Origin of the sequence: Streptomyces sp. NPDC046821, assembly GCF_040645335.1 — a bacterium.
In the GTDB taxonomy this organism is placed as follows: domain Bacteria; phylum Actinomycetota; class Actinomycetes; order Streptomycetales; family Streptomycetaceae; genus Streptomyces.
Window position 1 is genome coordinate 66,349 of record NZ_JBEYYB010000006.1, and the last position, 25,002, is coordinate 91,350.

A 25,002-nucleotide genomic window follows, 5' to 3' on the forward strand; every position below is an offset into this window, starting at 1 on the left:
GGCCATCGCCCGGGTGGTGGCCCGGTGCGCGTAAGCGCGGCAGCGTGTGTCACATGTCCCGTCGCAGCAAGTCCTCGTACGTCTCGCGCCGCACCACCGTGCGGGCTTCGCCGTCGTGGCAGAAGACGACCGGGGGGCGGCGGGCGCCGTTGTAGTTGTTGGAGAGTGAGTAGCAGTAGGCGCCGGTGACCGGGACGGCGATCAGGTCGCCGACGGTCGGGGCGCGCAGCGGGACGTCGCGGATCAGGGTGTCGCCCGACTCGCAGTGGCGGCCGACCAGGTCGCAGGGCTCTCCCCCGCCGACGCGGGACGTGACCGTTGCCTCGAAGCGCTGGCCGTACAGCATCGGTTCGAGGTTGTCGCCCATGCCGCCGTCGACCGCGACCAGGGTGCGCGGACGGCCCCGCTTGACGGTGACCGCGCGGTAGAGGGTGAGGGCCGACTCGGCGACCAGGGAGCGTCCCGGCTCGATGATCAGGCGGGCGTTCGCGGGGAGGTGGGCGCGGGCCGCGTCGGTGAGGGTGCGTACGTACTCGTCGACCGTCGGCGCGTGATCGGCGTAGGTGTAGCGGACGCCGAGGCCGCCGCCGAGGTCGTACACCGCGTGCTCGCCCAGTTCGCCGAGGGAGGCGATCGCCTCGACGGCGCGTGCGAACGGTGTGGTGTCGAGGAGCTGCGAGCCGACGTGGACGTGCACGCCGTCGAGGCGCAGCCGCTCGCCGGCGCGGATGCGTTCGGCGGCGCGGACCGCGTCGGGCACGGAGAGGCCGAACTTGGAGCCGGCGTGGCCCGTCGCCATGGCCTCGTGGGTGTCGGCCTCGACGTCGGGGATGACGCGGATCAGGACGTGCTGCTCGCCGTCCGTGACGATCTTCTCCAGGCGGTCGATGTCGTCGAAGTTGTCGACGACGATCGTGCCCGCCCCGGCGCCGACGGCCATGGAGAGTTCCTCGTCGGTCTTGGCGTTGCCGTGGACGACGAGCCGGGCCGGGTCGGCGCCCGCGGCGAGCGCGGCCACCAGTTCCCCGCCGCCCGCGACATCCACCCCGAGCCCTTCCTCGGTCATCACGCGCACGACGGCCGTGCACGGGAAGGACTTCGACGCGAAGACCACTTGTCCGTTCGGCCAATGGCGTTGCAGCGCCTCGACGTACTCGCGCGCGCGGGCCCTGAGCGCACCTTCGTCGACGACGACGGCCGGGGTTCCGAAGCGCTCGGCGAGGTCGTCGAGACGGCACTCGCCGACGACGATCTCGCCGTCGGAGGCAAGACGCGTCCCCTTGGGGAAGAGTCCGACGAGGTCTTCGGTGGCGGTCGTGGTGCTCATGGGCGGCGGCTCCTGTCCTGGTCGATCTGCCTATCCTGACGGCTGCCCGTGTCGCGTTCAGACGCCGCGCCGCGTCACGGCCTGGCTCGACGCGACCGGCGACATCGCGAGCGCCGCGGCACATGTGCGGGTCCATCCGAACACCCTGCGCCACCGCCTGCGGCGCGTACGTGAACTCTTCGGACTGGACCTCAACGACCCCGAGGTGCGACTGGCCGCGTGGCTCGAACTCCGGGTCGCACAGCGGTAGTTGGGGCACACAATATGGCCGCGCCAAAAGGCAGTTGATATCCCTCACCGGGTTTCTTTTACGGCGTTCGGGTGTCGTCCCGGATCAGCCGCAACCGCAGAACCTCCCGCACACGTTCATGGTCTACACAGGATCCGCACACACGCAGAAACAGACGCGCCAAGAGACTGACCGACCGAACGTCGTGAGGAAGTGCCATGACCACTTTTGCCACCGTCCTGCCGACCACTTACTGGGATGCGGACGAGGACTGCCTGCTCCCCCTGCCCGACCCGGGCGAGCGCCTCGACCTGGAGGCGCCGGCCTCGCTGCTGACGTCCCGCGACCAGCACCGGCTCAGCCTGAACGCCACGCTCACCGCGGCCGGGATCCCGCCCCACCCCGACGACATGCGGGCCATCGACGAGCTCAGCGCTCTCGACGACAGGGTCGCGCTCGCCGTCCACCGCTGGCTCACCTCCCGCCCCCTGACCCTGCTCAGGTGACGCGCGGAAGGGCGGCGTCGACCGAGGCTGAGGCTCCGGTCTCCGCGAGGCGGCCGCATGGGCCGGTTGGCGCACCACGAAGGGCGCGCGGCACGGGGACATCTGATGCTGGGTCGGCCGGATCGGGTCACGCCGCCCGATGCCACCCCTCAGGAGGAACCCGTGCTGGCACCCCAGCGGACCCGCCGCCCCCGGCCGGGCCGACGCCTCTCCCTCGCCGCCCTCGCCGTCGCCGCCCTCGTCGGCGCGGTCCTGCCCGCACAGGCCGCCGGGACTCCTCCGGCACCCCGCGACAAGGCCCTCCAGCGGCAGCTGGACCAGCTCGTCGCCAGGTCCGACGGCCCGCCCGGCGTCATCGCCCTGCTCCGCGACGGTCACCGGACCGTGGTGTACCGCGCCGGCGTCGCGGACACGGAGACGCGCCGGCCACCGAACCCGTACGACCACATGCGTCTCGCGAGCGTGTCCAAGGCGTACAGCGGGGCCGTGGCTCTGAGCCTCGTGGACCGACGGCGGCTGCGGCTCGACGAGACCATCGGCGAGCGGCTCGCCACGCTGTCGGCGGCCTGGCACCACGTAACCCTGCGGCAGTTGCTGAACCACACCAGTGGGCTGCCCGACTACTCGCGTGCGCCGGAGTTCCTCAAGATCGTGATCGCGGACCCGCACCACCGGTTCGACTCACGCAAGCTGCTCGACTTCGTCGCAGACAAGGTCCTCGCCTTCAAGCCCGGTTCGCAGTACGCGTACTCGAACTCCGACAACATCGCCGTGGCCCTGATGGCCGAGGCGGCGACCGGCCTCCGCTACGAGCGGCTGCTCGAACGTCTCGTGTACGAGCCCCTCCGCCTCCGGCACACGAGCCTTCCCCAGGGCTTCCGGCTGCCCGGACCGGCGCTGCACGGCTACGACGTCTCGCCGACGGAACCGCCGGTGGACGTGAGTGAGCTCCTGAGCGGTTCCGGGGTCTGGGCCTCGGGTGCGGCGGTGGCCACGTCCAACGACCTGACCAGGTTCATCCGGGGGTACGCGGGCGGGCGGCTCCTGTCCGAGCGGACACGTGACCAGCAACTGCGGTTCGTGCCGGGCGCCTCCGAGCCGGCCGGGCCCGGCACCAACGCGGCCGGGCTCGCGATCTTCCGCTACCGGACCCGCTGCGGCACGGTGTACGGCCACACGGGCAACACCCCCGGCTACACGCAGCTCGCGGCCGCGACCGCGGACGGCAAGCGGTCTCCGACCTTCTCGATCAGCACCCAGACCAGCAAGGACGTCAGGCCCGCGCTGCTGGCCAGGGTCCGCGCCGTCCAGGAGAACTTCGTGTGCGCCCTGCTCCGGCGCTGACCGCCCACGCTGTCCGGTGCCGACGCCCCCGCGAGGGCGCACCCGGAACCGTCAGCGCCGCAGGCCCGTCTCCGCCACCCGCTCGGCGATCGCGTTCACCTCGTCCTGGGGAAGCCCCGCCTCGCACACGATGGTCACGACACGACCGTCGGCCAGTGTGGCCCGCCGCACCCCGACGCCCAGCCGCACGGACGGCTCCCGGCGCGGTTCCGACTCACGATCCTGCTCGGCCATGCGGGCTCCCAACCCTCGACGGGCGTCCACGGTAAACACAGCCGGGAACGGGGACCGTGACAGCCACACAGGCGCGTCACACAAAGGAGCCCGCACGATCCACGCGGACGGAGCACCCGCGCCGGACGGTGTCAGGACGCCGGGCGCACACCCGCGACGACGGTGGTGGCGGAGAGCATGAAGACGTCCGGGCGCCGCATGATGCCTTCGGGCGCCGTGGGGTCGACCAGCACGTCGAGGGTCTTGATGTCGTCCGCGTCCAGGAGCTCGCTCATCACGTCGCGCATACGGGTCAGGTGATCCCGCAGGAAGGCGCGGGCCGCGGGGTCGAGCGGCGCCGGCAGGTCGACCAGGTACGTGAAGGCGGTGACCTCGGTGAGCCCGGCGCGGCTCATCATCGCGGGCCAGTCCTCGACCGTGCCGACGCTGCCGGGCAGTTCGGACCTCATGATCTCGAACCAGTCCTCGTGCACGACGTCGAGACGCGCCTGGAGGCCGGGCCTGCCGAGGCCGAAGTCGCGCGGCAGGAAACGCATGGGGAGTCCGCCCTCGGCGACGGCGAGCACGCCGCCGGGGCGCAGCGTGCCGGCGAGCGCGTCGAGCGCGCCCTGCTGGTCGCCGAGGTGGTGGACGGCCTGCTTGCTCCAGATCAGGTCGGCCTCGCCGAGACCGGGGAGCCCGTTCTCGTCGGCCTCCAGGTCTCCGGGCAGTTCCGCGTGGCGGACGGTGACCCGGCCGCCGAGTCCGGTGCGTTCGGCGCGGGCGAGGGCGCGGTCGAGGAGTGCGGGGGCGCCGTCGACGGCGACGGCCTCGGCGTCCGGGAAGGCTTCGGCGAGCGCGCAGGTCATGACGCCGGGTCCGCTGCCGATGTCGAGGACGCGGCGGACGGACGTACCGGATCCGAAGAGTCCGCCGAGCCGGGCCGCGACCTGGCGCAGGGCGGGGAGGTGGAGGTCGCCGTTCTCCTCCAGCATGTCCGCCATGGCACCCCAGTCGATGTCGCCGTGGTCATGACTGTGACCGTGGCCGTGCTTCTGGCCATGGCCATCGCCGTGCCCGTGTCCATGACGGTGCCCGGATCCGTCGCCGTGGCCGTGGCCATGACCGGAGCCGTGCCCCTGCCCGGATCCATCGCCGTGGCTCTGCTCGGAACTGCTGTGTGTGCTCATGGGCTGGAGCGTGCACCCACCCGGCACCGATGGCAATCTGTGTTGCCATTTCCGGGACAGCGGGGTGAAATGCCCGCGTGGACGACAAGGACGAAGCAGAGCCCTACCGCGCGGTCCTCGACGAGGTCGGCCCCCGGCTGCGACGGCTGCGCGACCAGCGCGGCCTGACCCTCACGGCACTCTCGGACGCCACCGGCATCTCCAAGAGCACCCTGTCCCGGCTCGAGTCCGGACAGCGCCGCCCGAGCCTCGAACTGCTGCTGCCGCTGGCCGGCGCGTACGGCGTCCCCCTGGACGAGCTGGTCGGCGCTCCCGAGGTGGGCGATCCCCGGGTCAGGCTTTCGCCCCGCCCGATGCCGGACGGCGGCACGTTCGTCCCGCTCACCCGCACTCCCGGCCCGCTCCAGGCGTACAAGCTCGTCATCACCGACCGGGGCCGCGAGCCCGATCCGCGTACGCACGAGGGTTACGAGTGGCTGTACGTGCTGGACGGGCGGCTCCGGCTCGTGCTCGCCGAGCACGATCTGGTTCTCGGCCCGGGTGAGGCCGCCGAGTTCGACACCCGGGTCCCCCACTGGTTCACCAGCGCGGACGGGCGGCCCGTCGAACTCCTCAGCCTTTTCGGGCGGCAGGGAGAGCGCATCCACGTGCGCGCCAAGCCGAGCGCCGGACCCCGGTGACCCGCACGTAAAAAAAGCCCGGGTCGGAGACCCGACGTGTCGCCATTTGGCATCAACCGGGCATCTCGTCGCGCCGCCTTCGGCAGAACGACCCTCAAACGACCCCGGGCATGTGGTGAAAACAGGCCTCCGGATGGTCACCGTAGAGACAGGTCCTCCTCCGAACTGCGGCAACGCTTCCAGGAACGGGGACCGAACGGCTGTTCCGGCAGTGGTCACACCCGTGGTCCACGAGCATGTGCCGGTCCGACTACGGGAGTGAGTGTGAGGCGAATCGTGATCCAGGTGCGCGCCGGCGACGCGAATGTCCGCGCCGTGCGCACAGGCACGCCCCGTCCCGCTCCCGCCGGGTTCCTCTTTTCCTGGAGACCCTCCGGATGAGAGGCCTGCGGCGGGTGGCCGCGATCAGCCAGTCATGGGCGAACACCCTGTTCACCCCCTGACCGACGGGCCGTCGGCCGGCTCCGCCGCGTGGTGCGGCGGGCCGGACCGCGAGCGCCCGTGCGCATTTCCACGTCTTCCTGTTCCTCGATTTCGTATGTCCACCCAAGGGCCGCCCCACTACCGCGCGCCGATCGGGTGCCGGGCCGGGATCAGAGCGGCTTGTGTGTAAGAAAGGGTTACAGATGGACGGCTACTTCCTGACGGAGCGTCACGAGCTATTGAGGGCGGAGGTACGCGCCTTCGCCGAGACCAAGGTGGCGCCCCGGATCGCGGACATGGAGGATTCGCGGGCCGTCGAGCACGAACTGTCCCGGCTCATCGCCAAGGAGGGCTGGATCGGCGTCACCGTCGACCAGGGCTACGGCGGCATGGGCATGGGACACCTCGCGAAAACGATCATCATCGAGGAGCTGTCCCGCGTCAGCGGCGCCATGGGCGCCATGGTCCAGGCCTCCCAGCTGGGCGTCGCCAAGATCATCCACTTCGGCGACGAAGAGCAGAAGCTGAAGTGGCTCCCCGCGGTCGCGTCCGGCGACTGCCTCCCCACCATCGCGGTGACCGAGCCCCAGTCGGGTGGCCACGTCCTCGGGATGGAGTCGACCGCGCGGCGCGAGGGCGACGAGTACGTCCTGAACGGCCGCAAGGTGTTCGTCGGCAACAGCCACGTCGGTGACGTGCACGGCGTCGTGGTGCGCACCGGCGAGGGATCGAACGGTCTGTCCGCGTTCCTCGTCGAGTCCGACCGCCCCGGCTTCACACTGGCCCCGCATCAGCCTGCGATGGGCCTGCACGGTTTCAGCTTCGGCGAGATCCGTTACGACGAGTGCCGCGTCCCCGCCGAGAACCTGCTGGGTGTCGAGGGCCAGGGCCTCGACGTAGCGTACTCGTCCAGCGTGCTCTACGGACGGCCGAACCTGACCGCCGTGTCGCTCGGCATCCACCAGGCGCTCCTGGAGGAGACGACCCGTTACGTCACCGGGCAGCTCCGGTACGGCAAGCCCCTCAGCGCACTGCCGACGATCCGTCAGAAGCTGGGTCAGATGCAGTCGCGTCTGATGACCGCACGCCTGGCCGCCTACCACGCCGTGCACCTGCTGGACTCCGGACTCGCGTGCGACGCGGAGCTGATGAACGCCAAGTTCCTCAACGTCGAGTCCGCCATCGACTCGGCGCGGGCGGCGATGGAGATCCACGCCGCGTGCGGACTCTTCCCCGACCGGCCCGTCGAGCGGTTCGTCCGCGACGCCTCCCACATCTACGCGCCCGCCGGCACGTCCGACATCCAGCTCTACCGGCTGGCCGAGGTCGCGCTCGGCACGTCGCTGAGCGACTGGTCGAGCAGGCTCGCCGCTCCGCGTGTGCGGGAAGCGGCGGCAGTGTAGGAGGTCACGGGCGGGTGTAGCCGGCGCGCTCGTAGATGCGCTCCATCGCCAGGTCGCGGAACTGCTTGATCAGTTCGAGGGAGCCGCGTGCCGTCGCGAGCGCGCGGGGCTCGGTGCCCACGGCGCAGACCGTGCCGAGGGCGATGCCGGTCTCCTCGTCGATGAGCGGTGCCCCGAGGTACACGCGTATGCCCAGTTCGTCGACCACGGGGTTGCCGGCGAAGCGGGGTGCCGCGTACACGTCCGGCAGGACGAGCGGGATGCGGCGGCTGATGACCTCGGGGCAGTAGCCGTGGTCGCGGGACATGACGCGGCCGACCTCGGGCCCGGCGATCGCGTCCGGGCCGAGAGCGCTGGGCAGTCCCTGCGGGGTGTGCAGACCGGCGAAGAACTGCTGGTCGGTGATGAGGTTCACCATCGCGTACGGGGTGCCCGCCGCTTCCGCGAGTTCGGAGGCGAGCGCGTCCAGGGCGGGGTCGGCCTCGCCGAGGCCGAGCTGGGCGAGGCGCCCGACGCGTGCGTCGAGCTCGGTGTCGGGGGCTGCGATGTGCAGGCCCGTCTCTGCGTCATAGGGCACGGTGCGAGTTCCCGTCGAAGGTGGTGGTGGGGGACGTGGGGTGGGACTGCGTCAGCACGGGCTCGGCCGCCGGGGCGGAGCGCAGCGACAGGGTGAGCGCGTACTCGACGAGCCTGATCAGGACCTGCTGGGTGGAGTAAGGGGCGCGCGCGTCGAACATGATGACGGGGACGTCGGGGTTCAGCTCGATCGCGGCCTGCACCTCCTCCGGCGTGTAGCGGTGGGCGGTGTCGAACTCGTTGACGGCCACGACGAAGGGCACACCCCGGTCCTCGAAGAACTCCACGGCGCTGAAGCAGTCGTCGAGGCGGCGGGTGTCGGCGAGCACGACCGCGCCGATGGAGCCGAGGGCGAGGTCGTCCCACATGAACCAGAAGCGGTCCTGGCCCGGGGTGCCGAACAGCAGGAGCTGCAACTGCTGGCGCCACAGGGTGATACGGCCGAAGTCCATGCTCACGGTGGTCGTGGTCTTGTTCTCCACGCCGACCAGGCTGTCGGTGGCCGCGCTGGCCGTGGTGAGGATCTCCTCCGTGGTCAGCGGTTCGATCTCGCTGACGGTGGCGACCATGGTGGTCTTGCCCACCCCGAAACCGCCGGCGATGAGGATCTTCAGCGCGGTCAGGGGGATGTCGTCAGAGGCTTCGAAGGCCTTCAAGTGCCGCCTCCAGGAGGAGTGGGTCGCTTCCGTCCGCCTCTCGCGGAGGAAGCGCGGGAACGAGTACGTGTGCGTCGAGCAGGTCGGACAGCAGGATCTTGGTCACCTGGACGGGGACGGCGAGGCGGCCGGCGATCTCGGCGACCGACCGCGGTTCGCGGCGGCACATGTCGAGTACCTGGGCGCTCTCCGTCCCGAGCCGGTCCTCGATCGCCGGCGCGAGGGCCGGGGAGGCCCTTACCCGGGACACGAGCCCGAGGGCCCGCGTCGGACGGGTACGGCCTCCGGTGAGTGCGTAGAGCCGCAGCTGCGCCGTGTCCTCGGCCAGCCAGGGCTCGTCGGTGAAGTCCGGCACCGCTAGTCGACCAGGGCGCCGGAGGGCCCAGGTGCCGTGCGGGCCGGCGTACCGAGGTGACCCCTGACGCTCTTCACGAGCATGGCTATCTCGTAGCCGACCACGCCGACGTCGGCGCTCTTGTCGGTCAGGACGCCGAGCACGCCGTTGACGCCGGCCCGGGAGACGAAGAGGTAGCCGCCCTCGCCCTGCACGATGACCTGCTCGACCCCGCCGAACGTCCGCTGGATGGTGCCGAGTCCGCCGCCGAGGGAGCACATGCCGGTGGTGATGGCGCTCAGCCGGTCGGCGTCGTCGTAGCCGAGACCGTGGCTGTGGCGCATCACGCCGTCGCTGGACGCGAGGACCGCGCCCGTGACAGCGGGCACTCTGGCGGCGAGGTCGGCGAGCAGCCAGTCCAGGTCCTGGTCGAATGAGGGCTGGGTCATCGGTACTCCTGGGATTCATGGCGCTGAGTGGGTGCCACCGCAGATCCGGGGGTGGCCCTGTCGTCGTGCTCGGCCCGTTCGAGTCCCGCGGTGAAGCGGGCGAGCAGGCCTGCGTCGATCGACTCGCCATCGCCGATGTCGGCTGCCGGCCCCTGCTCGCGCAGTTGGGGGGAGAGGTGTGAGCGGCGGTCCTTGTTCCGCTGGGCCAGGACCGGGCGCCCGGTGGCGTCCTGGGCGGGCGCGGCGGGGGCGGCAGGGGTGCTGTTGGGGGTCTGCCGCTGGGGAAGGGGCGGGGGCGGGGTGGTCACGGCCGTAACCTCCCGTGCCGTGTCGGGCCGTGCGGGGTCCACGGCCGGGGGCAACGGCTGCGCCGGGCGGGTCACGGCCGGCGCGGGGGCCCGGTGCGGCTCCGGCGCGGCGGGGGCGTGCGCCGCCATCGCCGGGACCGCCGCCTTCTGGGCGGTCTGCTGGGGGGAGTTCTGCGCCGCGGCGCGGGCGGCGCGGGTCTCGCTGAGGACCGAGTGCGACAGGACGACGACGGCCTGGACGCCTCCGTAGAGGTTCTCCTGGAGCTGCACCACGAGGCCGCGGCGCCTGGCTATCTTCGCGACGACGAACAGGCCGGTGCGGCCGTCCTGGAGCTGCTGGTCGACGTCGAAGAGCTCGGGCTGGGCGAGGAGACGGTTCATCTCCTCGCGCACCTCGGCGGCCATGCCGAGGCCGCGGTCCTCGATCTCGACGACCATGCCGGACGAGGCCATCTCGGCGCGGATCATCACCTGGGTGTGCGGCGGCGAGAACTTGGTGGCGTTCTCGGCGAGTTCGGCGATGAGGTGGATGGTCTCGACGGCGGCGTGGCCGAGGACCTCGTAACCGGAGGGCGGCGGGAGCACGCGGACGCGCGGGTAGTGCTCGATCTCCGCGACGGCCTGGCGCAGCACGGTGGCCAGCGGCACCGGGGAGCTGAAGTGACGGGGCACGGCTCCGCCGAGGACGGCGAGGCTCTCCACCGCGCGGTGGACGCGGGTGACGAGGTGGTCGATCGTGTAGAGCCGGTCGAGGTGCTCGGGGTCCTCGACGACCCGCTCGGCGTCGTCGAGCTGCTTCAGGGCGCGCGTCACCAGGAGCTGGAGGCGCCGGGCGATGTTGACGAAGGCATCGACCTGCTGGCGCGTACCGGCCTGGATGACGGCGGTCTGCGCGGTGTGGCGGAAGTGCTGGAGGTGCTGTTCGAGGGCGCCGAACGCGTGGGTCGCCGGTGCCTGGTCGGGGACCGGCGCGGGGGCCTCGGGGCGGTCGCCGCCGCGCAGCTGCTCCGCCGTACGGGCCACGCTCTGGTGCCCGTCGGCGGCGAGCGCCGTCAGGTGCCTGATCCACTCGCCGACCGCCGCGTCGTTCTCCGCGCGCTGCTTGGTGAGCGCGTCGGCGGTGCTGTTGGCGGCGCGCCGCGCGGCGGCCAGGACAGCCGCGCAGCACACGCCCGCGCCCACACCCGCGCCCCAGACCAGCGGGCCGGAGGCGCCCGCGGCGGAGACGGCGAACGCGCCGCCCGCGAGGACGGCGACCGTGCCGGCGGGTGCCGTCCCGAGGAGCGTGACGCGCCTGCGCAGGCCGCGCTCGGTCCTCAGTTCGGCCGACGCCGCCTTGCCGGCTCTCCGGCCGCTGCGGTGGGCGCCGGATGCGTTGGCGTCCGACGAGTAGTGAGACATAGGCGTCCTCGAAGACGAGCGGAGGGGCAGCGCACACGCGCCGACGTACGGTCGGCCGCGCCCGCGGTCGTCCGAACCCCCTTGCGACAGGGGCTCGTTGTGACTCGCGGTGCATCTTGTCCAGGGTGACTGTCGCCTGGCAAAACGGCCTCGGCGACGCAGATCAACTCTGCCGGTCCGCCCGGGGCTCAGCTATGGGCGGAGAGGGTCGTTCCGGGGTCGTTTCCCGCCGCCAGGTGTGAGATTCAGGCCGTCGGGGCGCCCCGGCCTACGGTCTTCGGCCGGTCTACGCGAGGTGTCACCGACGGTCACAGCCGCGGCGGCGCCCCTCAACGACCCTGAAACGACCCTGGTCGCCCCGGCGGCCAGAGAGGGCCCGATCGCGCTCAGGTCACGATCGGAGCCCTCCTCCGTCTGCGTCGGTCCCTGGATCTGCCTGCGTCGGTCCCCGGGTCCGCCTGCGTCAGTCCTCGAACTCGCCGACGTAGCGCAGCACATGCTCGAGTTCCTCGACGTCCATGAGGCGGCTGCGCGGGCGCAACATGCCCGCGATGCCGTAAGCGCCCAGTTCACGGCAGCGGCGCACGAGCCAGCTCCAGTCGAGGTCGAGGTGGTCGGCGAGGGCGCGCAGCCGGTCCTGCGACGTGTCCCCCTTGGTGACGCACTGGCTGCGGGCGTGCTCGACGACCTGCGCGTACGCGCTGACGTCGGCCAGGCTGTCGGTGGTGTCCACGTGCCAGATGCCTTCGGGACCCAGCCAGTTCGCGGAGATGACACGCCGTCCGGGCACCAGCACGAAGCCGTCGATACGCCGGTACTCGGGCTCGGCGCACACCCAGATCTTCTGCCCGTCGCGCTCCATCATCGCCACGGCCAGCCAGAGCAGGATCTGCTCGTAGGGCTGGCTCTCCCGGGCGTCACCGGCGGGGATGCAGAGGACCCGCTCGATGCCGGCCTTCCGCCCGCCGACGCGCTCCCGCAGGGCGCGCCGGAACTGCGTCCAGGACGCGAAGAACAGCCAGACCGCGGCCTCCTCCCCCGTCCGCACCGGGGTCCAGAAGACGGGCGCCGGTCCTCCCTCGTCGAGGCGCCGGATGATGTGCCCGGAGCAGAAGTACATGCCGAGCCAGGCGCTGCCGACGTTGGTGAGTTCGGGCACGGCGGAGCGCGCGACGGCCGAGCGGCGCTGCTGCCACAACGGTTCCAGGTTCTGCTGTTCGGCGTGCAGCACATGGTCGTTGGCGAGCAGGCTGTCGTCGAGATTCAGCATCGCCCACAGCAGCCCGTAGGTGAGGTCGTCGATCTTGTACGGGGTCGAGATCGGCAGCGTCTCGGCGGTGACGGCTAACTGACGGCGGGCGTGGGCGGCGTCCAGCGCGTACAGGCCCTCGTCGCCGAGCGTGCCGAGGAGCAGGGCGCGGCGGGTGGCCCGGGTGAACTCCCTGACGTGGGCGTGGTGGTGGGAGCCGATGACGACGCGGCCGCTCTGCTCGGCGGCCTCGTACAGCTGGACGGCGACGGACGTGCCGTCGAAGAACCCCTGGCCGTCGAGGTGCCAGACGCCTTCCATGCCGGAGGCGCGGCCCATCGGGTCCAGGTAGGACGTGTCGAACATGGCGTTGAGGAGCCGAGCCGCGTCGCGCGCGGCGCTGGGCGCGATCTGCGGCAGGACGACGCCGCGTTCCACGGCGGGACGGAGGAGCGTCTCGACGTCGACCCCGAGCATGAACTCCAGGACGGCGCCGGCGTCACTGCGCGGTATCTGGTCCCCGGAGAGCCAGCGTTTCCAGGTGGCCTGGGAGGCGGTCACCGTCGCCAGGTCGGGTCGGTTCAGCTTGGCGGCCGCCAGCTGGGCGGACCGGGTGAACTCTTCCTCGAACGTAGCGAAGTGACCGCAGCCTCGCTCCGTCAGCAGGGCCCGCAACAGAGTCCGGGGGCGCATCGGTTAACTGTCTCCACGTTTTTCGGTCGCGAGCCCCCCGTGGCTCGCCGGTTCCTCGGCCGGAGTTGGGTCCCGCTGGTCACGGGTCCGGATCAGGGCACGCCCGAACCGGAGGGGCACCGGACGCGGAGATCGGCTTCCTCATGCCGAGCATTATGCATACGGACCGTAAAGCCGTGGCTATCAGTTGTGCAATTGGCGTACACGCCCGAACCTGCCCGGTACAGGGCTAACGCCAGGTCACGTACGCGCGACGGGATCGGAGTCCGTGTCAACTGCCGTTCTTTGTGCACAAGTTCGACTGTCCCACCTCAGAGCCCCCGATTCCATATCCGGAACCACTCCGGGGACCGCTCGTCCGGTGAGCGGGCAGCGCGCGGCGGAACCCGGACACGCCTCGCGCGACCCAGGCGAACGGGCCTCCACCGCTTGACGCGGGAAGCGGGCCGGGGCGAGCCTTGACGTAGCGGCGCGGCCGACGCGCCCCAGGATGTCGCCATGCCGAAACGCGAAGTTCCCGCACGGATCGTCACGAGCGACGACGCCGTGCCCGCGGAGCCGGGCCACGACCCGGGCCAGTCCGGTGACGGAGCCCCTCAGGATCCGTCTACCGAACTCGCTCAGCTGCGGCGGGCGATGCAGACGCGGCCGGTCATCGACCTCGCCCGCGGCATCCTGATGGCGTCCTACGGACTCAGCGCCGACGACGCCTGGCAGGTGCTGGTCTCCGTCTCCCAGAACACCAACACCAAACTGCACCGCGTGGCCGGTGACCTGGTCGACTCCGTCACGGGCGACCCGCTCCCGGAGCAGTTCCAGGAGCTGCTCGCCGCGACGGTCGCCAAGGTCGGGAAGGGCGTCAGCGGGTGAACGGCCCGTCCGTGCCGAAGGCCCGCGCGTGGAAGCGTTCGCCGATACGGCGGTGGGTGGCGGCGTCCGGGTGGAGCTGGTCGGGCAGCGGCAGCTCGGCGAAGTCCGCCTCGCCGTAGAGGTCGCGGCCGTCGAGGTAGTAGAGGTGCGGGTCGTCCGCCGCGCGCTGCTTCACGACGGCGGCCAGCTCGTCCCGGATGACGTTCAGCGTCAGCTTTCCGGCCGCCCGCTCCGCGGGGTCCCCGCCTGCCTTGAACTGGAGCCGGCCGTTGATGAGGTTGCCGAAGTCCGGCACGCTCGGGCCCGGGGTGTCCTCGTGGATCGGGCAGTGGATCGACGACACGACCAGGAGGGGCGCGGTCGGATGTCCGTCGCGGATCGTGTCGAGGAAGCCGTGCACCGCCGGGGTGAAGGCGCGCAGGCGCATCAGGTCGGCGTTCACGACATTGACGCCGATCTTGACGCTGATCAGGTCCGCGGCGGTGTCCCGCATGGCGCGCGCGGTGAACGGATCGAGCAGCGCACCGCCACCCAGGCCGAGATTGACCAGGTCCACGCCGCCGAGCGTGGCGGCGAGCGCCGGCCAGGTCGAGCTGGGCCCGGCCGCGTCCGAGCCATGGCTGATCGAACTCCCGTGGTGCAGCCACACCTTGCGCCCGCTGTCCCGCACACACTCCACCGGCGCATCCGTCCGCAGCGCGACGAGCTGCGTGATCTCGTTGTACGGCAGCCAGATCTCGACGTCCTTCAGCCGCTCGGGCAGACCGGCGAACCGGACGGTGCCGACGGGCCCTGGCCGGGTCTCCCTGGTGCCGGTCGTCATGTCCACCGACATGACGTTGCCGCCGCTGACGTGGCCCTGACCGGCCAGAACACCGTCGATGAGCAGGTCGTACACGCCGTCCGGACGCGGCGGCGCGCCCACGTACTCCATCTTGGTGCGCAGCGCGTCCAGTTCCACGACGGTTGCCTCGGTACGGAAGACCAGGCGCACGCCCGAGGGCTGGGCCTCGGCCATGGCGAGTTGACCGTCGGTGACCTGTGCGCGCGCTCGGGCGGGCAGGCGGTGCGGGAGCACGCCGTGCTCGGTGCGCTCCAGTTCGTACGCGCCGCGCACGAGGTCCGCGGTGACGGGCGTGGTGGTCCAGTTGTCGTCCATGTGGGGTGCCTCAACCTGTTTGATCAATGTGTCCGTGCGGCCCGGGCCCGGTCAGGGTGCGGGCCAGTTCCGCAGCGTGGCGTCGAGGGCGTCGATGATCCGCGTCCAGGTCTCCTGCGAGTCGGGGGCGCTGTGGCTGAAGCCTCCGCTCATCTCAAGGCTCACGTAGCCGTGGAAGACGCTGCCGAGGAGCCGGACGGCGTGGGTCTGGTCCGGTTCCGTGAGGTCGTAGCCACGGAGGATCGCCCGCGTCATCTGCGCGTGCCGTACGCCGGCACTGGCGGCCGCCGTTTGCGGGTCGAGCCGGAGCTGGGCGGCGGCGTAGCGGCCGGGGTGCTCGCGGGCGTAGTCGCGGTAGACGTTCGCGAAGGCGGCGAGGGCGTCCTTGCCCGCACGTCCGGCGAGGGCGGCGGCGCCCCGGTCGGCGAGTTCCTCCAGGGCGAGCAGCGCGATCCCGGTCTTGAGGTCCTGCGAGTTCTTGAGGTGCGAGTACAGGCTCGCGGTCTTCACGTCGAACCGTCGGGCGAGCGCGGAGACCGTCACCTGGTCGAACCCGACCTCGTCGGCCAGTTCGGCGCCTGCCCTGACGAGACGTTCCGCGGTCAGTCCTGCGCGCACCATGGCCCTCTCCCCTGTCAGCTAACTCGATTATGCAGTTACCTAATACTTATAGGCAAATCAGCACGAGCCATAGGTAGACATCAGGCGGCCCACGCAGAACGGGCCTAGCGTGGGGCGGAGCGTCGGCGCGGCGCGCCGCCGGGTCCATCCGTGGCCGGGGTGGTGGCATGGGCGACGTCACCGAAGAACAGCGACACCGGGAGGTAGCAATGTCCTCGAAGCGACGCCGTAAGAAGAAGGCCCGCCGCAAGCACGGGGCGAACCACGGCAAGCGCCCCCAGTGCTGAGGGGTCTCGCCTGACACCCGGGGGCGGCGCCGCACGGTGCCGCCCCCGACACCCGTTTCGCTCACCCGTCCCCGGCATTCGAGTCACCGGCGCGAGCGGTCCCCGTGATCGCCACGAGGGCGACCTAGGATCCGCTGCGTGGCACACACCTTCGACGAACTCGTCGAACGACAGCAGGCCGCGATCGCGGCACACCACGAGGTCCTGCGGCTGCGCGACACCTACGGGCCGCCGGCCGTCGAAGGCTGGAGCGAGGCGCAGGCCCGGACGTACGAGACGGCGTGGCGCGCGTGGCGCGACCTGGCCCGCCTCGTGCAGGCCGCCGTCACCGAGTACGCCAAGGACGAGGGCCTCTCCAGGAGCGACGTCGACGCGGACGTGAAGGCGAAGGCGGGCGGCGGCGCCTCGTAGCGCTTCACTTCCTCCGCGATCAGGCCGTCGAGGCCACGACCGGCGCGGATGCCGGTGCCTTGCGCGTGCGCGCCGCCCATCGCGCGACCGGCCCCAGCGCGTACGACGCCGCGAGAACCAGGCCGCCGAGCAGCAGCCACCCCGCGGTGCCCATGCCCAGCAGCAGTGCGGTGAGCAGGAGGGGGCCGAGCGTGCGGGCGACCGTGACGCCCGTACCGAAGAAGCCCTGGTACTCGCCGATGCGGCCGGGCGGTGCGAGGTCGAAGCCCAGTTGCCAGGAGCCGGCCGAGTGGAGCATCTCGGCGGCGACCAGGAGGACCGAACCCCCGACCAGCGCGGCGACCGCGGCCCGGACCGGCCCGATGGCCGACGCGGCGAAGACCGCGCAGGCCAGCAGCATCAGCACGCCCGACCGGCGGAGGGCGCGGGCCGCCGTCGGAAGACCGGAGACGGAGCGGGCGGTGCGGACCTGGAAGAGCATCACGGCGCCGGTGTTGAGGATGAAGAGCGCGGAGACGAGCCATGCGGGGGCGTCGGTACGCTCGTTGATCCAGAGCGGAAGCCCGAGGCTGAGCAGCGGCATCCGCAGGAGCAGGACGGTGTTGAGGAGCGTCACGGCGGCGTAGGGGCGGTCCCGCAGGACTTCGAGCCGCGCTCCCCGCACGGCAGGCGCCGGTGCGACGCGCGGTAGCCGCAGCAGGACGAGGGCGCAGAGGACGAAGCTCAGGGCGTCAGCCGCGAAGACCGCGAGATACGCCGCCCTGGTCCCCGCCGAAAGCGCGCAGCCGCCGAGCGCCGCGCCCACGGCGAGTCCCGCGTTGAGCGTCGACTGGAGGTGGGCCAGCGCGCCTGTGCGCTCCTTCCGGGACACCAGGCCGGCGAGCAGCGCCTGGCGGGCGGCGGCGAGTCCTGACTGCGCGGTCGCGTAGAGGCAGGCGGCGGCGAGGAAGGGGAGGAAGCCGCGTACGACGAGGAAGGAGGCGACCGCGGCGGCGGTCGCGAGGGCGAGCAGGACCGCCGTTCCGCGCGGGCCCCGGCGGTCCGCGATCCGGCCGAGCGGCACCCCGGCGACGGAACCGATCCCCCAGGCCACGGTGAGGCCGAGGCCGATCCGGGCGGGCGGCAGGCCGACGACGTGGGTGAAGTAGAGCGCCGAGGTCACGTAGTACGCCCCGTCGCCGATCGAGTTGCTCAACTGGGCCAGGGCGAACGTGCGTTGGGGGCCGGCGGGCGGCAGCAGGTGCGGCATGACAGGGACGGTACGCGCGCATCGGCCCAGCTCTCTGGGGCAATTCCGTGCCATGTGGTTGGGCCACTTGTGGGTGCGCGTCTACGGCCCGGAAAATCCGCGTAGACTCGAACATGTGTCCGAACTACCTCCTGACCTGCCACGTCTCCGCACCCTGGAGACCTGGCTCGTGCTGTCCCTGGACAGGGTCCGCCGCAGGATCGCGGAGGCGGAGCGGCAGGAGTCCGAGCAGCGGCGCGGCGAGAAGGAGCGGCCGCCGGACCCGGACTGGCTGATCGAGATGGGCCTCGGCGGACGCGCGCCCGTGTACGTACATGTGGGCGGCTGTCACATGGCGGGCAAACGGTCGCAGGGTGTGACCCGGGAACAGGCGCGGCGCGCGTTGTGGGAGCAGGTGCCCGGCTGCCCGCATTGCGGCCCGGACGCGGCGCTCGGGGTGCTGGACTGAGCCACGGGGCGTGACCTCGCAGGTACGGAGCCACCGGGCGCCACCGCACAGGCACTGAGCCACCTGGCGTGACCGCACATATACAGAGCGAGCCCCGCCCGGCCGGGGGGGGTGGGCCGAGCGGGGCTCTGTGTCCATCTTCCAACAAATACTCCCGGCCTGCGGATGCACTCGCCCGGCATTCGGATGACCCTGGATCTATGGACGTGCCGATAGTCGTGCACCGCCCCTCACCCACGGGTGGGCGCAGGGTCACGGCGCGCGGACAGATCCTCGGCCTCGCGCACTCCGACTCGGAGGTCGTCGAGTTCCTGCGCCGGGCCGGGCTGCCGGACGCGGAGATGCTGCTCGACGACCCGGCGTGGGTGAAGTGGCGCGGCGGACGGGCCCACCACTACGAAGCCGCGTGAGGCCACCTCGCCGGACCGCCCGGCGGCGGTGGTGCCGTGACGTTACTCCTTGGCGTCCAGCGGCTGGGTGCGGGAGATCAGGAGTGCCACGTCGTCGTGGTCCTCGCGGTCCCGCAGCGCGGCGAGAAGGTGGTCGCACGTCTCGTCCAGGGACTCCCGCGGTTCGGAGAGCAGGTCGAGAAGAGTGTTGAGGCGGGTGTCGATGGCGTCGGAGCGCGTCTCGATCAACCCGTCGGTGTAGAGCACGAGTTGGTCGCCGGTCTCCAGCTTCACGGTCGTCGCAGTGAAGGCCACGTCACCGACGCCGAGGGGCGCCCCGGAGGGCAGGTCGAGAAGTTCCGGTGGCCTGCCGGCCCTGACGAGGATGGGCGGCAGATGGCCCGCGACGGCGATCCGGCACTCGCCGTTGTGCGGGTCGTACACGGCGTATATGCATGTCGCGAACCCTGGGTCGAGCTCGGCTGCGGTGTGATCGAGGTGGCGCAGCACCTCGGCGGGCGCGAGGTCGAGGTCGGCCAACGTGCGGGTGGCGGTGCGGAGTTGGCCCATGGTCGCGGCGGCGTTGATGCCGCTGCCCATGACGTCACCGATCACAAGGGCGGTCTTGTCGCCGGCCACCGGGATGGTGTCGAACCAGTCGCCGCCGATCTCGCTCGCCGACTGCGCGGGCTGGTAGCGGTAGGCGATCTCCAGGCCGGGCCGCGGCGGAGGCTTCGGGGGCAGCAGGTGGCGCTGGAGAGTGAGGGCGGTGCGGCGCTCGCTCTGGTAGGAGCGGGCGTTGTCGATGGAAACGGCCGCGCGGGCGGCCAGTTCCAGGGCGAGGACGACGTCGTCCCGGCCGAACGGGACCATGTTCCGCGCGCGGCCCAGATCCAGCGCGCCGAGCACCTCACCGCGGGCGATCAGCGGCACCGCCATGTAGGAGTGCAGGCCCGCGCGCGCCAGGAGCTGGGCGGACTCCGCGTCCGGCGCGATGCGGTGCAGGTCCTCGTCACTGACGTGCTCGACCACCACGGGGCGCCCGGAGGTCACCGCCTGGGTGATGTACCGGTCGGCCGCGTAGCTCGCGATCTGGCCGGGTGTGTCGGCAGCGTGGAGGGCGTTGGTGGAGTACGCGGCCCGTACCGCGAGGGCGCGGAACCGGGTCGGCCCGGAGCCTGACGGCGCGGCCTGGCGGCGGCCCTGCAGCACGGCGTCGAGGATGTCCACGGCAGCCAGGTCGGCCAGCTCGGGGACGACCACCGCCGCCAGTTCGTGGGCGGTCTGCTCGACGTCCAGGGTGGTGCCCACGGTCCTCGACGTGTCGGCGATGAGGGCGAGGCGGCGCCGGGCGCGGGCGGCCTCCGTCGAGGCCTGGTGCTGCTCGGTCACGTCCACCACGGAGATCGCGAGCCCGAGGACCCGGCCGGAGGAGTCCTCAAGGCGGTAGTACGACACCGACCAGGCGTGTTCCACGTCGGAGGCGCCGCCGGGGCGGCTCACGGTGTACTCGTTCAGGAGCGGGGTGCCCGTGTCGAGGACGTTGCGCATCGTGACGGCTATGGCGTCGGTGTCCAGGAACGGCAGGGCCTCGCCGACGCTGCGGCCGATGTGCTGCTCGGCGGGCAGGGCGTTGATCCGCTCCAGCGCCGGGTTCACCATCACGTACCGCAGGTCGTTGTCCAGGACCGCGAGGCCGATCGGTGACTGGGCCACCAGGCGCACGGACAGGGCGAGGTCCTGCTCCACCTGGCGTACGAGGCCCTGGTCGGTGGCGATGCCGAGGGCGTAGACGGCGCCCCGCTCATCCAGGAGCCGCATGTTGCGGAACTCAACGAGGCGCGAGCTGCCGTCCTTGTTGCGTACGGGGAAGACGCCCGCCCAGGTCTCGCCGCTCTCCATGACCTGGGTGAAGAGGGTGACCACGAGGTCGACGTGCTCGGGTGCGACGAGGAGGTGGGCGGCCTGCTGTCCCAGGGCTTCGTGGGCGTTCCAGCCGAACAGTTCCTCGGCCTGGGGGCTCCACAGGCTGATCCGGCCTTCGGCGTCCAGCATCACCGCGGCCACCGCTAGGGCGTCCAGGAGGCCGCTCGGCTCCGCTTCCACGTTCACCGGCGCCGTTCCCGACCGTGGCGAACCGATCGCGTCCATCCAGACACCTCCCCGGTTCGGCCGGCGTCGGAGGGACGGCTGAGCGGGATCAGCCCCCTACGGGATGTCGTCGATTCCGTCGTTGATTCCGTCGTCCATTCCGTCGAGGACGGGTCGGCGGTCAGCCGGAACTCCGGTGTGCGATGCGGACCAGCTTCTCGGCCATAGTGCCTCCAGGCTCCCCACGGCATTTTATGCCCCTTTCCCGGAGATGGTCATGTTCGGTTCCTTCCGTACTGGCGAGTCCGGTACGAGGGTGACGTCGTCGGCGGCTCCGCGACCGCGCTCCCCGCAACCTTCGGTCAGGGGTCCGGCAGAAGCACGTACATCGCGTCGGACTCGTCCGAAGGGAGCCCGCGGCAGGCGGAGCGGTTCCTTCAACTTCGCTTGCCGCCAGGTGACTTCGGACGCCACGCGAGCGGGAGCCTCCGGTTCGGTCTCGTATACAGGCCCGGTCGGTCTACCGGGCGCCGATCAGCCGCAGGCCGTCCACCGCCGCAGGAGACAACTGCGATTCCCGCATGCCGGAGAGGGGCATCCAGGTGACGGCGTCGGTGGAGTCGTCGGCCTTGGTCACCCTCAGTGGGCCGGGTTTGATGTCGACTAGGTAGAAGAGCCCCACCAGGTGCCAGTCCAGTCCCAGGCGGTGCGTGGTGTACGCCCGCGAGTCGACGAGCCGGGCGTCGAGGAGTTCCCGTCCTGTCTCCTCGTACAGTTCGCGCTCCAGCGTCTCGCGCGGCTGCTCCCCCGGGTCGATCCCGCCGCCGGGCAGGTGCCACAGGCCGGGCTCGAAGACCGGTGAGCTGTCGGCGAGTTGTGTGAGGAGCAGTTGTTCCTCCATCACGGCTATCGCATATGCCGAGACCCGTGAACGCATCCGACCTCCCACGCAGCACCCTTCAGGGCGCCGGCTCCCGCCCAGGGACGCCGACGCAGCCGACTCGATGGGAACAACTTATCGATCACACGCCTCGTGCGGTCGGGAATCCAGGTGATCCCATGTAGGTCAACGAACCACGCCGAACAGCTCCGTGAGGGTGCCGTGCACGACTGTGGCGAAACGTGGCACATCCCGGCTCGTTTACCCGACCGAGGACGTCTTCGGGTTCCTGTCGTGGCGACGGCAACCGGTGCACACCCTGAGGGCAGGCCTCCATCACGGGCTCCCTCCGCGCCCGCTCTCGGGCGCGGAGGGAGCCACTCCTTTGTTCCGGCCCGTCCCCTTGTACGGCCCGGAGGCCACGTGTGTGACGGTCCGGCATCAACCGATCGGTCGACCCCGGTGTCATCCGTCGGATCTCCGTACGGCAGCCCCTAGGGCGACCGGTGGGCAGGCGACGCGGCCCGAGAATGGGATGCGGAGCGGGGCCCGGATACGCAGCCGCTCCTCCCTACAGACATGGAGTACCGAGATGGATGACCTCGACCGCCGACTCCTGGACGCCGCCCGCAGCGGTGCCGCCGCGGACGTGCGCGCGGCCCTCGACGCCGGGGCCTCGGTGGAGGCCCGCGACGAGAAGCTGCGCTCCCCCTTGCTGCTCGCCTCGCTGAACGATCACGTGGAGGCCGCGCAGGTCCTGGTCGCGGCGGGCGCGGACCCGAACGCGCAGGACCACCGCCGTGACAGCGCGTGGCTCGTCACCGGCGTGACCGGCAGCGTCGCGATGATGCGCGCCCTGCTGCCGGCCGGCCCCGACGTCACGGTGCGCAACCGCTACGGCGGCGTTTCGGTGATTCCCGCCAGCGAGCGCGGGCACGTCGCGTACGTACGGGCCGTGCTCAAGGAGACGGACATCGACGTCAACCACGTCAACGACCTGGGCTGGACCGCGCTCCTCGAAGCCGTGATCCTCGGCCACGGCGGCACCGCGCACCAGGAGATCATCGAGGTGCTGCTCGCGGCGGGTGCCCGTACGGATCTGGCGGACCAGGACGGCGTCACGGCCCTTGAGCACGCGGAGAGCCGCGGCTTCCGTGCCATGGCCGAGCTGCTGAGGGCCGCCGCATGAGCGCCCTCACGCGTGGCGCGCTCGGAGCGGTCGCGGTCGTGATGCTGGCGGCGGGTTGCACGACGACCAACGCCTCCGGTTCCACCGCTCCCGAACCGGCGAAGGAGACCGCCACCTCCTACGCTCCCGCACCGGACCGGACCGCCCAAGGCACCTTGCTGGTCGCGGACTTCGGCAGTGACACGGTCACGTTCGTGGACCCGGAGCGGGGTCCCATCGACTCGGTGAAGGTGGGCCTCGCACCGTACGGTCTCGTCGTCGGCAAGGACGGCAGGGCCTGGGTGGCGACGGCCGAGGGGGTGGCCGTCGTCGACACCAAGACCCGCGAGAACGTCGGCCACATTCCTTACAAGACGAAGACGGGACCCGCCACGACCGGCGAGTACCGCGGCGGCGGCATGGGCATCGCCCTCGCCCCCGACGGCGAGCACGTGTACGTGGGCGTCAACGTCCCTGACACCACTGGGGTGTTGGAGATCATCGACACGAAGACGCGGAAGGTCACGGACACCGTTCCGGTCGGCCGCCGCCCCTTCGACGTCGACGTCTCGCGTGACGGCAAGGAGGTGTACGCCACCGATCACGACTCGTTCGACGTGACGGCGGTACGCACGGACACGCTGAAGGCGCGCCGGTTCGAGGTCGCTCCGTACGGCACGGAGGGCGGCCTGGGCTCCTGGCTCAAGCCGCACTACGCCGCGGTGCGCGCGGACGGAAAGCTGCTGCTGCCCTTCGAGGGCGAGAAGCTGGCCATCCTCGACCCGCGCACCGGCAAGGTCACGGTCGAGCCGATGACCGCGAACACGCATCAGCACGGCGCCCAGATCACGCCCGACGGCACACTGCTCGCGGTGGGCACGGGCCCGATCGGCTCCGACGACAACGAGGCGTCGCTGACGATCCGGACCCCCGACGGCAAGGAGAAGGTCGTACCTCTGGACGGCCCGCACGAGGACGTCGCCGTGTCCCGCGACGGCCACACCGCCTACGTCACCGGAGGCTTCACCCGGGACGGGTACTGGGACGGGATCACGATCGTGGACATGGACAGCGGCAAGACGCACCGCCTGCCGGCGGGCCACAGGCCGCTGGGGATCGCGGTGCTGTAGCGGAGGGGCAGGTGCGAGGTGAGTGCCGGTTCGGCTTGGGGGCTGGGCCGGTATTCCGCGTCAGGTGGCATTACGGGCGGCAGTCAGCGTCGGGCGGCATTCCGTGTGATGCGGCACTCCGCGTCGGGCGGACCGGCGAGATGACGTCACCGTCGGCCCCGGCTTCGGGTCCCTCGTGAGCGTTCCGGTTCGTGCTCGGAGAGCCGTCGGAGGGCGCGGGATGTCGTGTCCGCCTCGCGTCGGGCGCGGCCTCGGGGCGCCGGTCAGCATTCCGGCCCCTCCTCAGGGAGCCATCGGTCGGCGCAGGACATCGCGTCCGGCTTGCGTCGGACGTGGTCTCGGGCCGCGGTCAGCGTTCTGGCTCGTCCTCGGAGAACCGTCGAAGGGCGGGATCGTCTCCGGCTTGCGTCGGGCGTGGTCTCGGGCCGCCGGTCAGCGTTCCGGTTCGTGCTCGGAGAGCCGTCGGACAGCCTGCGATGTCGTGTCCGCCTTGCGTTGGGCCGCCTTTCGCTCGCGGGTTGCGTCCTTGACCCGTAGGGCCGCCGCGTCCGCTTCCTCGGCGGCGGCGCGCCGCTCGTCGTCGGCCTCGCCGAGCTTCGTCGTCAGTTGCGCGACGTGTTCGTCCGCCGCGGACTGGCGGGCGGTGGCCCGCTCGTGCGCCTCCTCGGCCCGGCGTACCTCTACGTCACGCTTGCTCAGCTCGGCCGCGGCCTCGGTCGCCGCCTTCATCGCGTCCTTCAGACGTGCACGTCGTTTGTCGGCGGCGGCGTCACGCGGCCTGCTCTCGCCGCCGTCGTGTTTCACCTGCGCCAACGGTGCGGTGCCGGGGAACTCGGTAGGCGCAGCAAGGGTCTTCGTGAGCCGCCCGGTGGCCCACTGCTCAGCGACCTCGGGGTCGGCCAGGGCGGCGCGCAGGGTCTGCTCCACCTCTTGCAGGACGTTCCCGCTCACGGGCTGCCCGGCCTCCCGGGCGAGACCTCCCGCCTCCCGCGCGAGCCCGGCGATGACCACGTGCTGCTGATGGCTGAGCGTGCGGAACTGCTCGGGATCGAGCGTACGGTGCGCGTCGCGCATGGCCTCCGCGAGCTGGAGGAGGCGGCCCGCCTCGTCCTTCCGGCGCGCCAGGAGGTTGGACACCCAGGCGGCGAGCGTCGGCTTGCGCAGCCGCGAGATCAGGCGCGCGGCGGCCGCGTCCCCGGCCTGCTTCGCCTCGGCGGCCCGTGCGTCACGCGCCGCAATGAACTGCGCGGGCGGCAAGCGGTAGAGCTCCTCGGCGACATCATCTACATCCACACGTCCACTCTGCCGCCCACATGGC

The 25,002-nt window shown here is 71.4% G+C and carries 26 protein-coding genes; 11 read left to right on the plus strand and 15 right to left on the minus strand.

Annotation, left to right across the window (positions count from 1 at the left end; all coding sequences use genetic code 11):
• Positions 1 to 49: 49 nt before the first annotated feature.
• A complete protein-coding gene (gene lysA / locus ABZ893_RS13265; protein ID WP_361401501.1) occupies positions 50 to 1,327 on the minus strand; it encodes a diaminopimelate decarboxylase in 1,278 nt (425 codons plus the stop codon).
• Here lysA and ABZ893_RS13270 point away from each other — a divergent pair.
• The 3 genes from ABZ893_RS13270 to ABZ893_RS13280 all read left to right on the plus strand — a co-directional run bounded on the left by ABZ893_RS13270 (position 1,326) and on the right by ABZ893_RS13280 (position 3,406).
• The gene (locus ABZ893_RS13270) at positions 1,326 to 1,577 is read left to right on the plus strand and encodes a helix-turn-helix domain-containing protein (RefSeq protein ID WP_361402437.1); all 252 of its coding nucleotides are present in this window, start codon (positions 1,326 to 1,328) and stop codon (positions 1,575 to 1,577) included. The two genes, lysA and ABZ893_RS13270, sit on opposite strands and share 2 nt — an antisense overlap.
• 197 nt (positions 1,578 to 1,774) lie before the next feature.
• Positions 1,775 to 2,062: a hypothetical protein gene (locus ABZ893_RS13275; protein WP_361401503.1), complete on the plus strand. Its 288-nt coding sequence runs from the start codon at positions 1,775 to 1,777 to the stop codon at positions 2,060 to 2,062.
• Positions 2,063 to 2,224: 162 nt separating this feature from the next.
• Positions 2,225 to 3,406, plus strand: coding sequence for a serine hydrolase domain-containing protein (locus ABZ893_RS13280; RefSeq protein ID WP_361401506.1), 1,182 nt, complete (start codon positions 2,225 to 2,227; stop codon positions 3,404 to 3,406).
• Positions 3,407 to 3,457: 51 nt separating this feature from the next.
• On the opposite strand, the gene ABZ893_RS13285 is transcribed toward ABZ893_RS13280, so the two are convergent.
• Positions 3,458 to 3,640, minus strand: a complete 183-nt coding sequence (locus tag ABZ893_RS13285) for a hypothetical protein (protein WP_361401509.1) — start codon at positions 3,638 to 3,640, stop codon at positions 3,458 to 3,460.
• A 131-nt stretch (positions 3,641 to 3,771) separates the two neighbouring features.
• Positions 3,772 to 4,809 carry a class I SAM-dependent methyltransferase gene (locus ABZ893_RS13290; protein WP_361401513.1) on the minus strand — a complete coding sequence of 346 codons (1,038 nt, stop codon included), beginning with the start codon at positions 4,807 to 4,809 and terminating at the stop codon, positions 3,772 to 3,774.
• 77 nt (positions 4,810 to 4,886) lie between these two features.
• Between ABZ893_RS13290 and ABZ893_RS13295 the strand changes: the two genes are divergently transcribed.
• Together ABZ893_RS13295 and ABZ893_RS13300 are read left to right on the plus strand one after the other, a co-directional pair.
• Positions 4,887 to 5,489 (plus strand): XRE family transcriptional regulator, encoded by a 603-nt coding sequence (locus tag ABZ893_RS13295; protein ID WP_361401516.1) that lies wholly within the window; start codon positions 4,887 to 4,889, stop codon positions 5,487 to 5,489.
• Positions 5,490 to 6,115: 626 nt separating this feature from the next.
• Complete coding sequence (locus ABZ893_RS13300; RefSeq protein ID WP_361401519.1) at positions 6,116 to 7,315, plus strand: acyl-CoA dehydrogenase family protein; 1,200 nt, start codon at positions 6,116 to 6,118, stop codon at positions 7,313 to 7,315.
• Between the two features lie 4 nt (positions 7,316 to 7,319).
• On the opposite strand, the gene ABZ893_RS13305 is transcribed toward ABZ893_RS13300, so the two are convergent.
• The 6 genes from ABZ893_RS13305 to ABZ893_RS13330 all read right to left on the minus strand — a co-directional run bounded on the left by ABZ893_RS13305 (position 7,320) and on the right by ABZ893_RS13330 (position 12,981).
• Positions 7,320 to 7,892 (minus strand): GAF domain-containing protein, encoded by a 573-nt coding sequence (locus tag ABZ893_RS13305; RefSeq protein WP_361401523.1) that lies wholly within the window; start codon positions 7,890 to 7,892, stop codon positions 7,320 to 7,322.
• The gene (locus ABZ893_RS13310) at positions 7,882 to 8,547 is read right to left on the minus strand and encodes an ATP/GTP-binding protein (RefSeq protein ID WP_361401526.1); all 666 of its coding nucleotides are present in this window, start codon (positions 8,545 to 8,547) and stop codon (positions 7,882 to 7,884) included. Before ABZ893_RS13310 ends, ABZ893_RS13305 begins: the two co-directional genes overlap by 11 nt.
• Positions 8,525 to 8,902: a DUF742 domain-containing protein gene (locus ABZ893_RS13315; RefSeq protein WP_361401529.1), complete on the minus strand. Its 378-nt coding sequence runs from the start codon at positions 8,900 to 8,902 to the stop codon at positions 8,525 to 8,527. The genes ABZ893_RS13310 and ABZ893_RS13315 overlap by 23 nt, the downstream gene beginning before the upstream one ends.
• A gap of 2 nt (positions 8,903 to 8,904) precedes the next feature.
• Positions 8,905 to 9,330, minus strand: a complete 426-nt coding sequence (locus ABZ893_RS13320) for a roadblock/LC7 domain-containing protein (protein WP_361401532.1) — start codon at positions 9,328 to 9,330, stop codon at positions 8,905 to 8,907.
• On the minus strand, positions 9,327 to 11,039 hold the full coding sequence (locus ABZ893_RS13325; protein ID WP_361401535.1) for an ATP-binding protein: 1,713 nt from the start codon (positions 11,037 to 11,039) through the stop codon (positions 9,327 to 9,329). Before ABZ893_RS13325 ends, ABZ893_RS13320 begins: the two co-directional genes overlap by 4 nt.
• A gap of 463 nt (positions 11,040 to 11,502) precedes the next feature.
• Positions 11,503 to 12,981 (minus strand): hypothetical protein, encoded by a 1,479-nt coding sequence (locus ABZ893_RS13330; protein WP_361401538.1) that lies wholly within the window; start codon positions 12,979 to 12,981, stop codon positions 11,503 to 11,505.
• A gap of 498 nt (positions 12,982 to 13,479) precedes the next feature.
• On the opposite strand from ABZ893_RS13330, the gene ABZ893_RS13335 reads away from it, so the two are divergent.
• Complete coding sequence (locus tag ABZ893_RS13335) at positions 13,480 to 13,851, plus strand: ANTAR domain-containing protein (RefSeq protein WP_361401541.1); 372 nt, start codon at positions 13,480 to 13,482, stop codon at positions 13,849 to 13,851.
• On the opposite strand, the gene ABZ893_RS13340 is transcribed toward ABZ893_RS13335, so the two are convergent.
• Entirely contained in the window at positions 13,841 to 15,010 is a 1,170-nt protein-coding gene (locus ABZ893_RS13340) for a GDSL-type esterase/lipase family protein (protein WP_361401544.1), read from the minus strand. The genes ABZ893_RS13335 and ABZ893_RS13340 overlap by 11 nt on opposite strands.
• Before the next feature lie 51 nt (positions 15,011 to 15,061).
• Positions 15,062 to 15,631, minus strand: a complete 570-nt coding sequence (locus ABZ893_RS13345; protein ID WP_361401546.1) for a WHG domain-containing protein — start codon at positions 15,629 to 15,631, stop codon at positions 15,062 to 15,064.
• 425 nt (positions 15,632 to 16,056) lie between these two features.
• Here ABZ893_RS13345 and ABZ893_RS13350 point away from each other — a divergent pair, with 425 nt between their 5' ends.
• Complete coding sequence (locus ABZ893_RS13350) at positions 16,057 to 16,329, plus strand: hypothetical protein (RefSeq protein ID WP_361401548.1); 273 nt, start codon at positions 16,057 to 16,059, stop codon at positions 16,327 to 16,329.
• 19 nt (positions 16,330 to 16,348) lie between these two features.
• Here the strand turns inward: ABZ893_RS13350 and ABZ893_RS13355 are convergent, their stop codons facing one another.
• The gene (locus ABZ893_RS13355; protein WP_361401551.1) at positions 16,349 to 17,578 is read right to left on the minus strand and encodes an MFS transporter; all 1,230 of its coding nucleotides are present in this window, start codon (positions 17,576 to 17,578) and stop codon (positions 16,349 to 16,351) included.
• 115 nt (positions 17,579 to 17,693) lie between these two features.
• On the opposite strand from ABZ893_RS13355, the gene ABZ893_RS13360 reads away from it, so the two are divergent.
• Positions 17,694 to 18,026 (plus strand): DUF6233 domain-containing protein, encoded by a 333-nt coding sequence (locus ABZ893_RS13360; protein WP_361401554.1) that lies wholly within the window; start codon positions 17,694 to 17,696, stop codon positions 18,024 to 18,026.
• 200 nt (positions 18,027 to 18,226) lie between these two features.
• Positions 18,227 to 18,436 carry a hypothetical protein gene (locus ABZ893_RS13365; RefSeq protein WP_361401557.1) on the plus strand — a complete coding sequence of 70 codons (210 nt, stop codon included), beginning with the start codon at positions 18,227 to 18,229 and terminating at the stop codon, positions 18,434 to 18,436.
• 42 nt (positions 18,437 to 18,478) lie between these two features.
• Here ABZ893_RS13365 and ABZ893_RS13370 read toward each other — a convergent pair whose 3' ends face one another.
• Positions 18,479 to 20,566 (minus strand): SpoIIE family protein phosphatase, encoded by a 2,088-nt coding sequence (locus ABZ893_RS13370; RefSeq protein WP_361401560.1) that lies wholly within the window; start codon positions 20,564 to 20,566, stop codon positions 18,479 to 18,481.
• A 460-nt stretch (positions 20,567 to 21,026) separates the two neighbouring features.
• Positions 21,027 to 21,443, minus strand: coding sequence for an NUDIX domain-containing protein (locus tag ABZ893_RS13375; RefSeq protein ID WP_361401563.1), 417 nt, complete (start codon positions 21,441 to 21,443; stop codon positions 21,027 to 21,029).
• Between the two features lie 535 nt (positions 21,444 to 21,978).
• Between ABZ893_RS13375 and ABZ893_RS13380 the strand changes: the two genes are divergently transcribed.
• Positions 21,979 to 22,575 carry an ankyrin repeat domain-containing protein gene (locus tag ABZ893_RS13380; RefSeq protein ID WP_361401566.1) on the plus strand — a complete coding sequence of 199 codons (597 nt, stop codon included), beginning with the start codon at positions 21,979 to 21,981 and terminating at the stop codon, positions 22,573 to 22,575.
• Positions 22,572 to 23,684 (plus strand): hypothetical protein, encoded by a 1,113-nt coding sequence (locus ABZ893_RS13385; RefSeq protein WP_361401569.1) that lies wholly within the window; start codon positions 22,572 to 22,574, stop codon positions 23,682 to 23,684. Before ABZ893_RS13380 ends, ABZ893_RS13385 begins: the two co-directional genes overlap by 4 nt.
• A gap of 432 nt (positions 23,685 to 24,116) precedes the next feature.
• Here ABZ893_RS13385 and ABZ893_RS13390 read toward each other — a convergent pair whose 3' ends face one another.
• Positions 24,117 to 24,977, minus strand: coding sequence for a hypothetical protein (locus tag ABZ893_RS13390; protein WP_361401572.1), 861 nt, complete (start codon positions 24,975 to 24,977; stop codon positions 24,117 to 24,119).
• Positions 24,978 to 25,002: the final 25 nt, after the last annotated feature.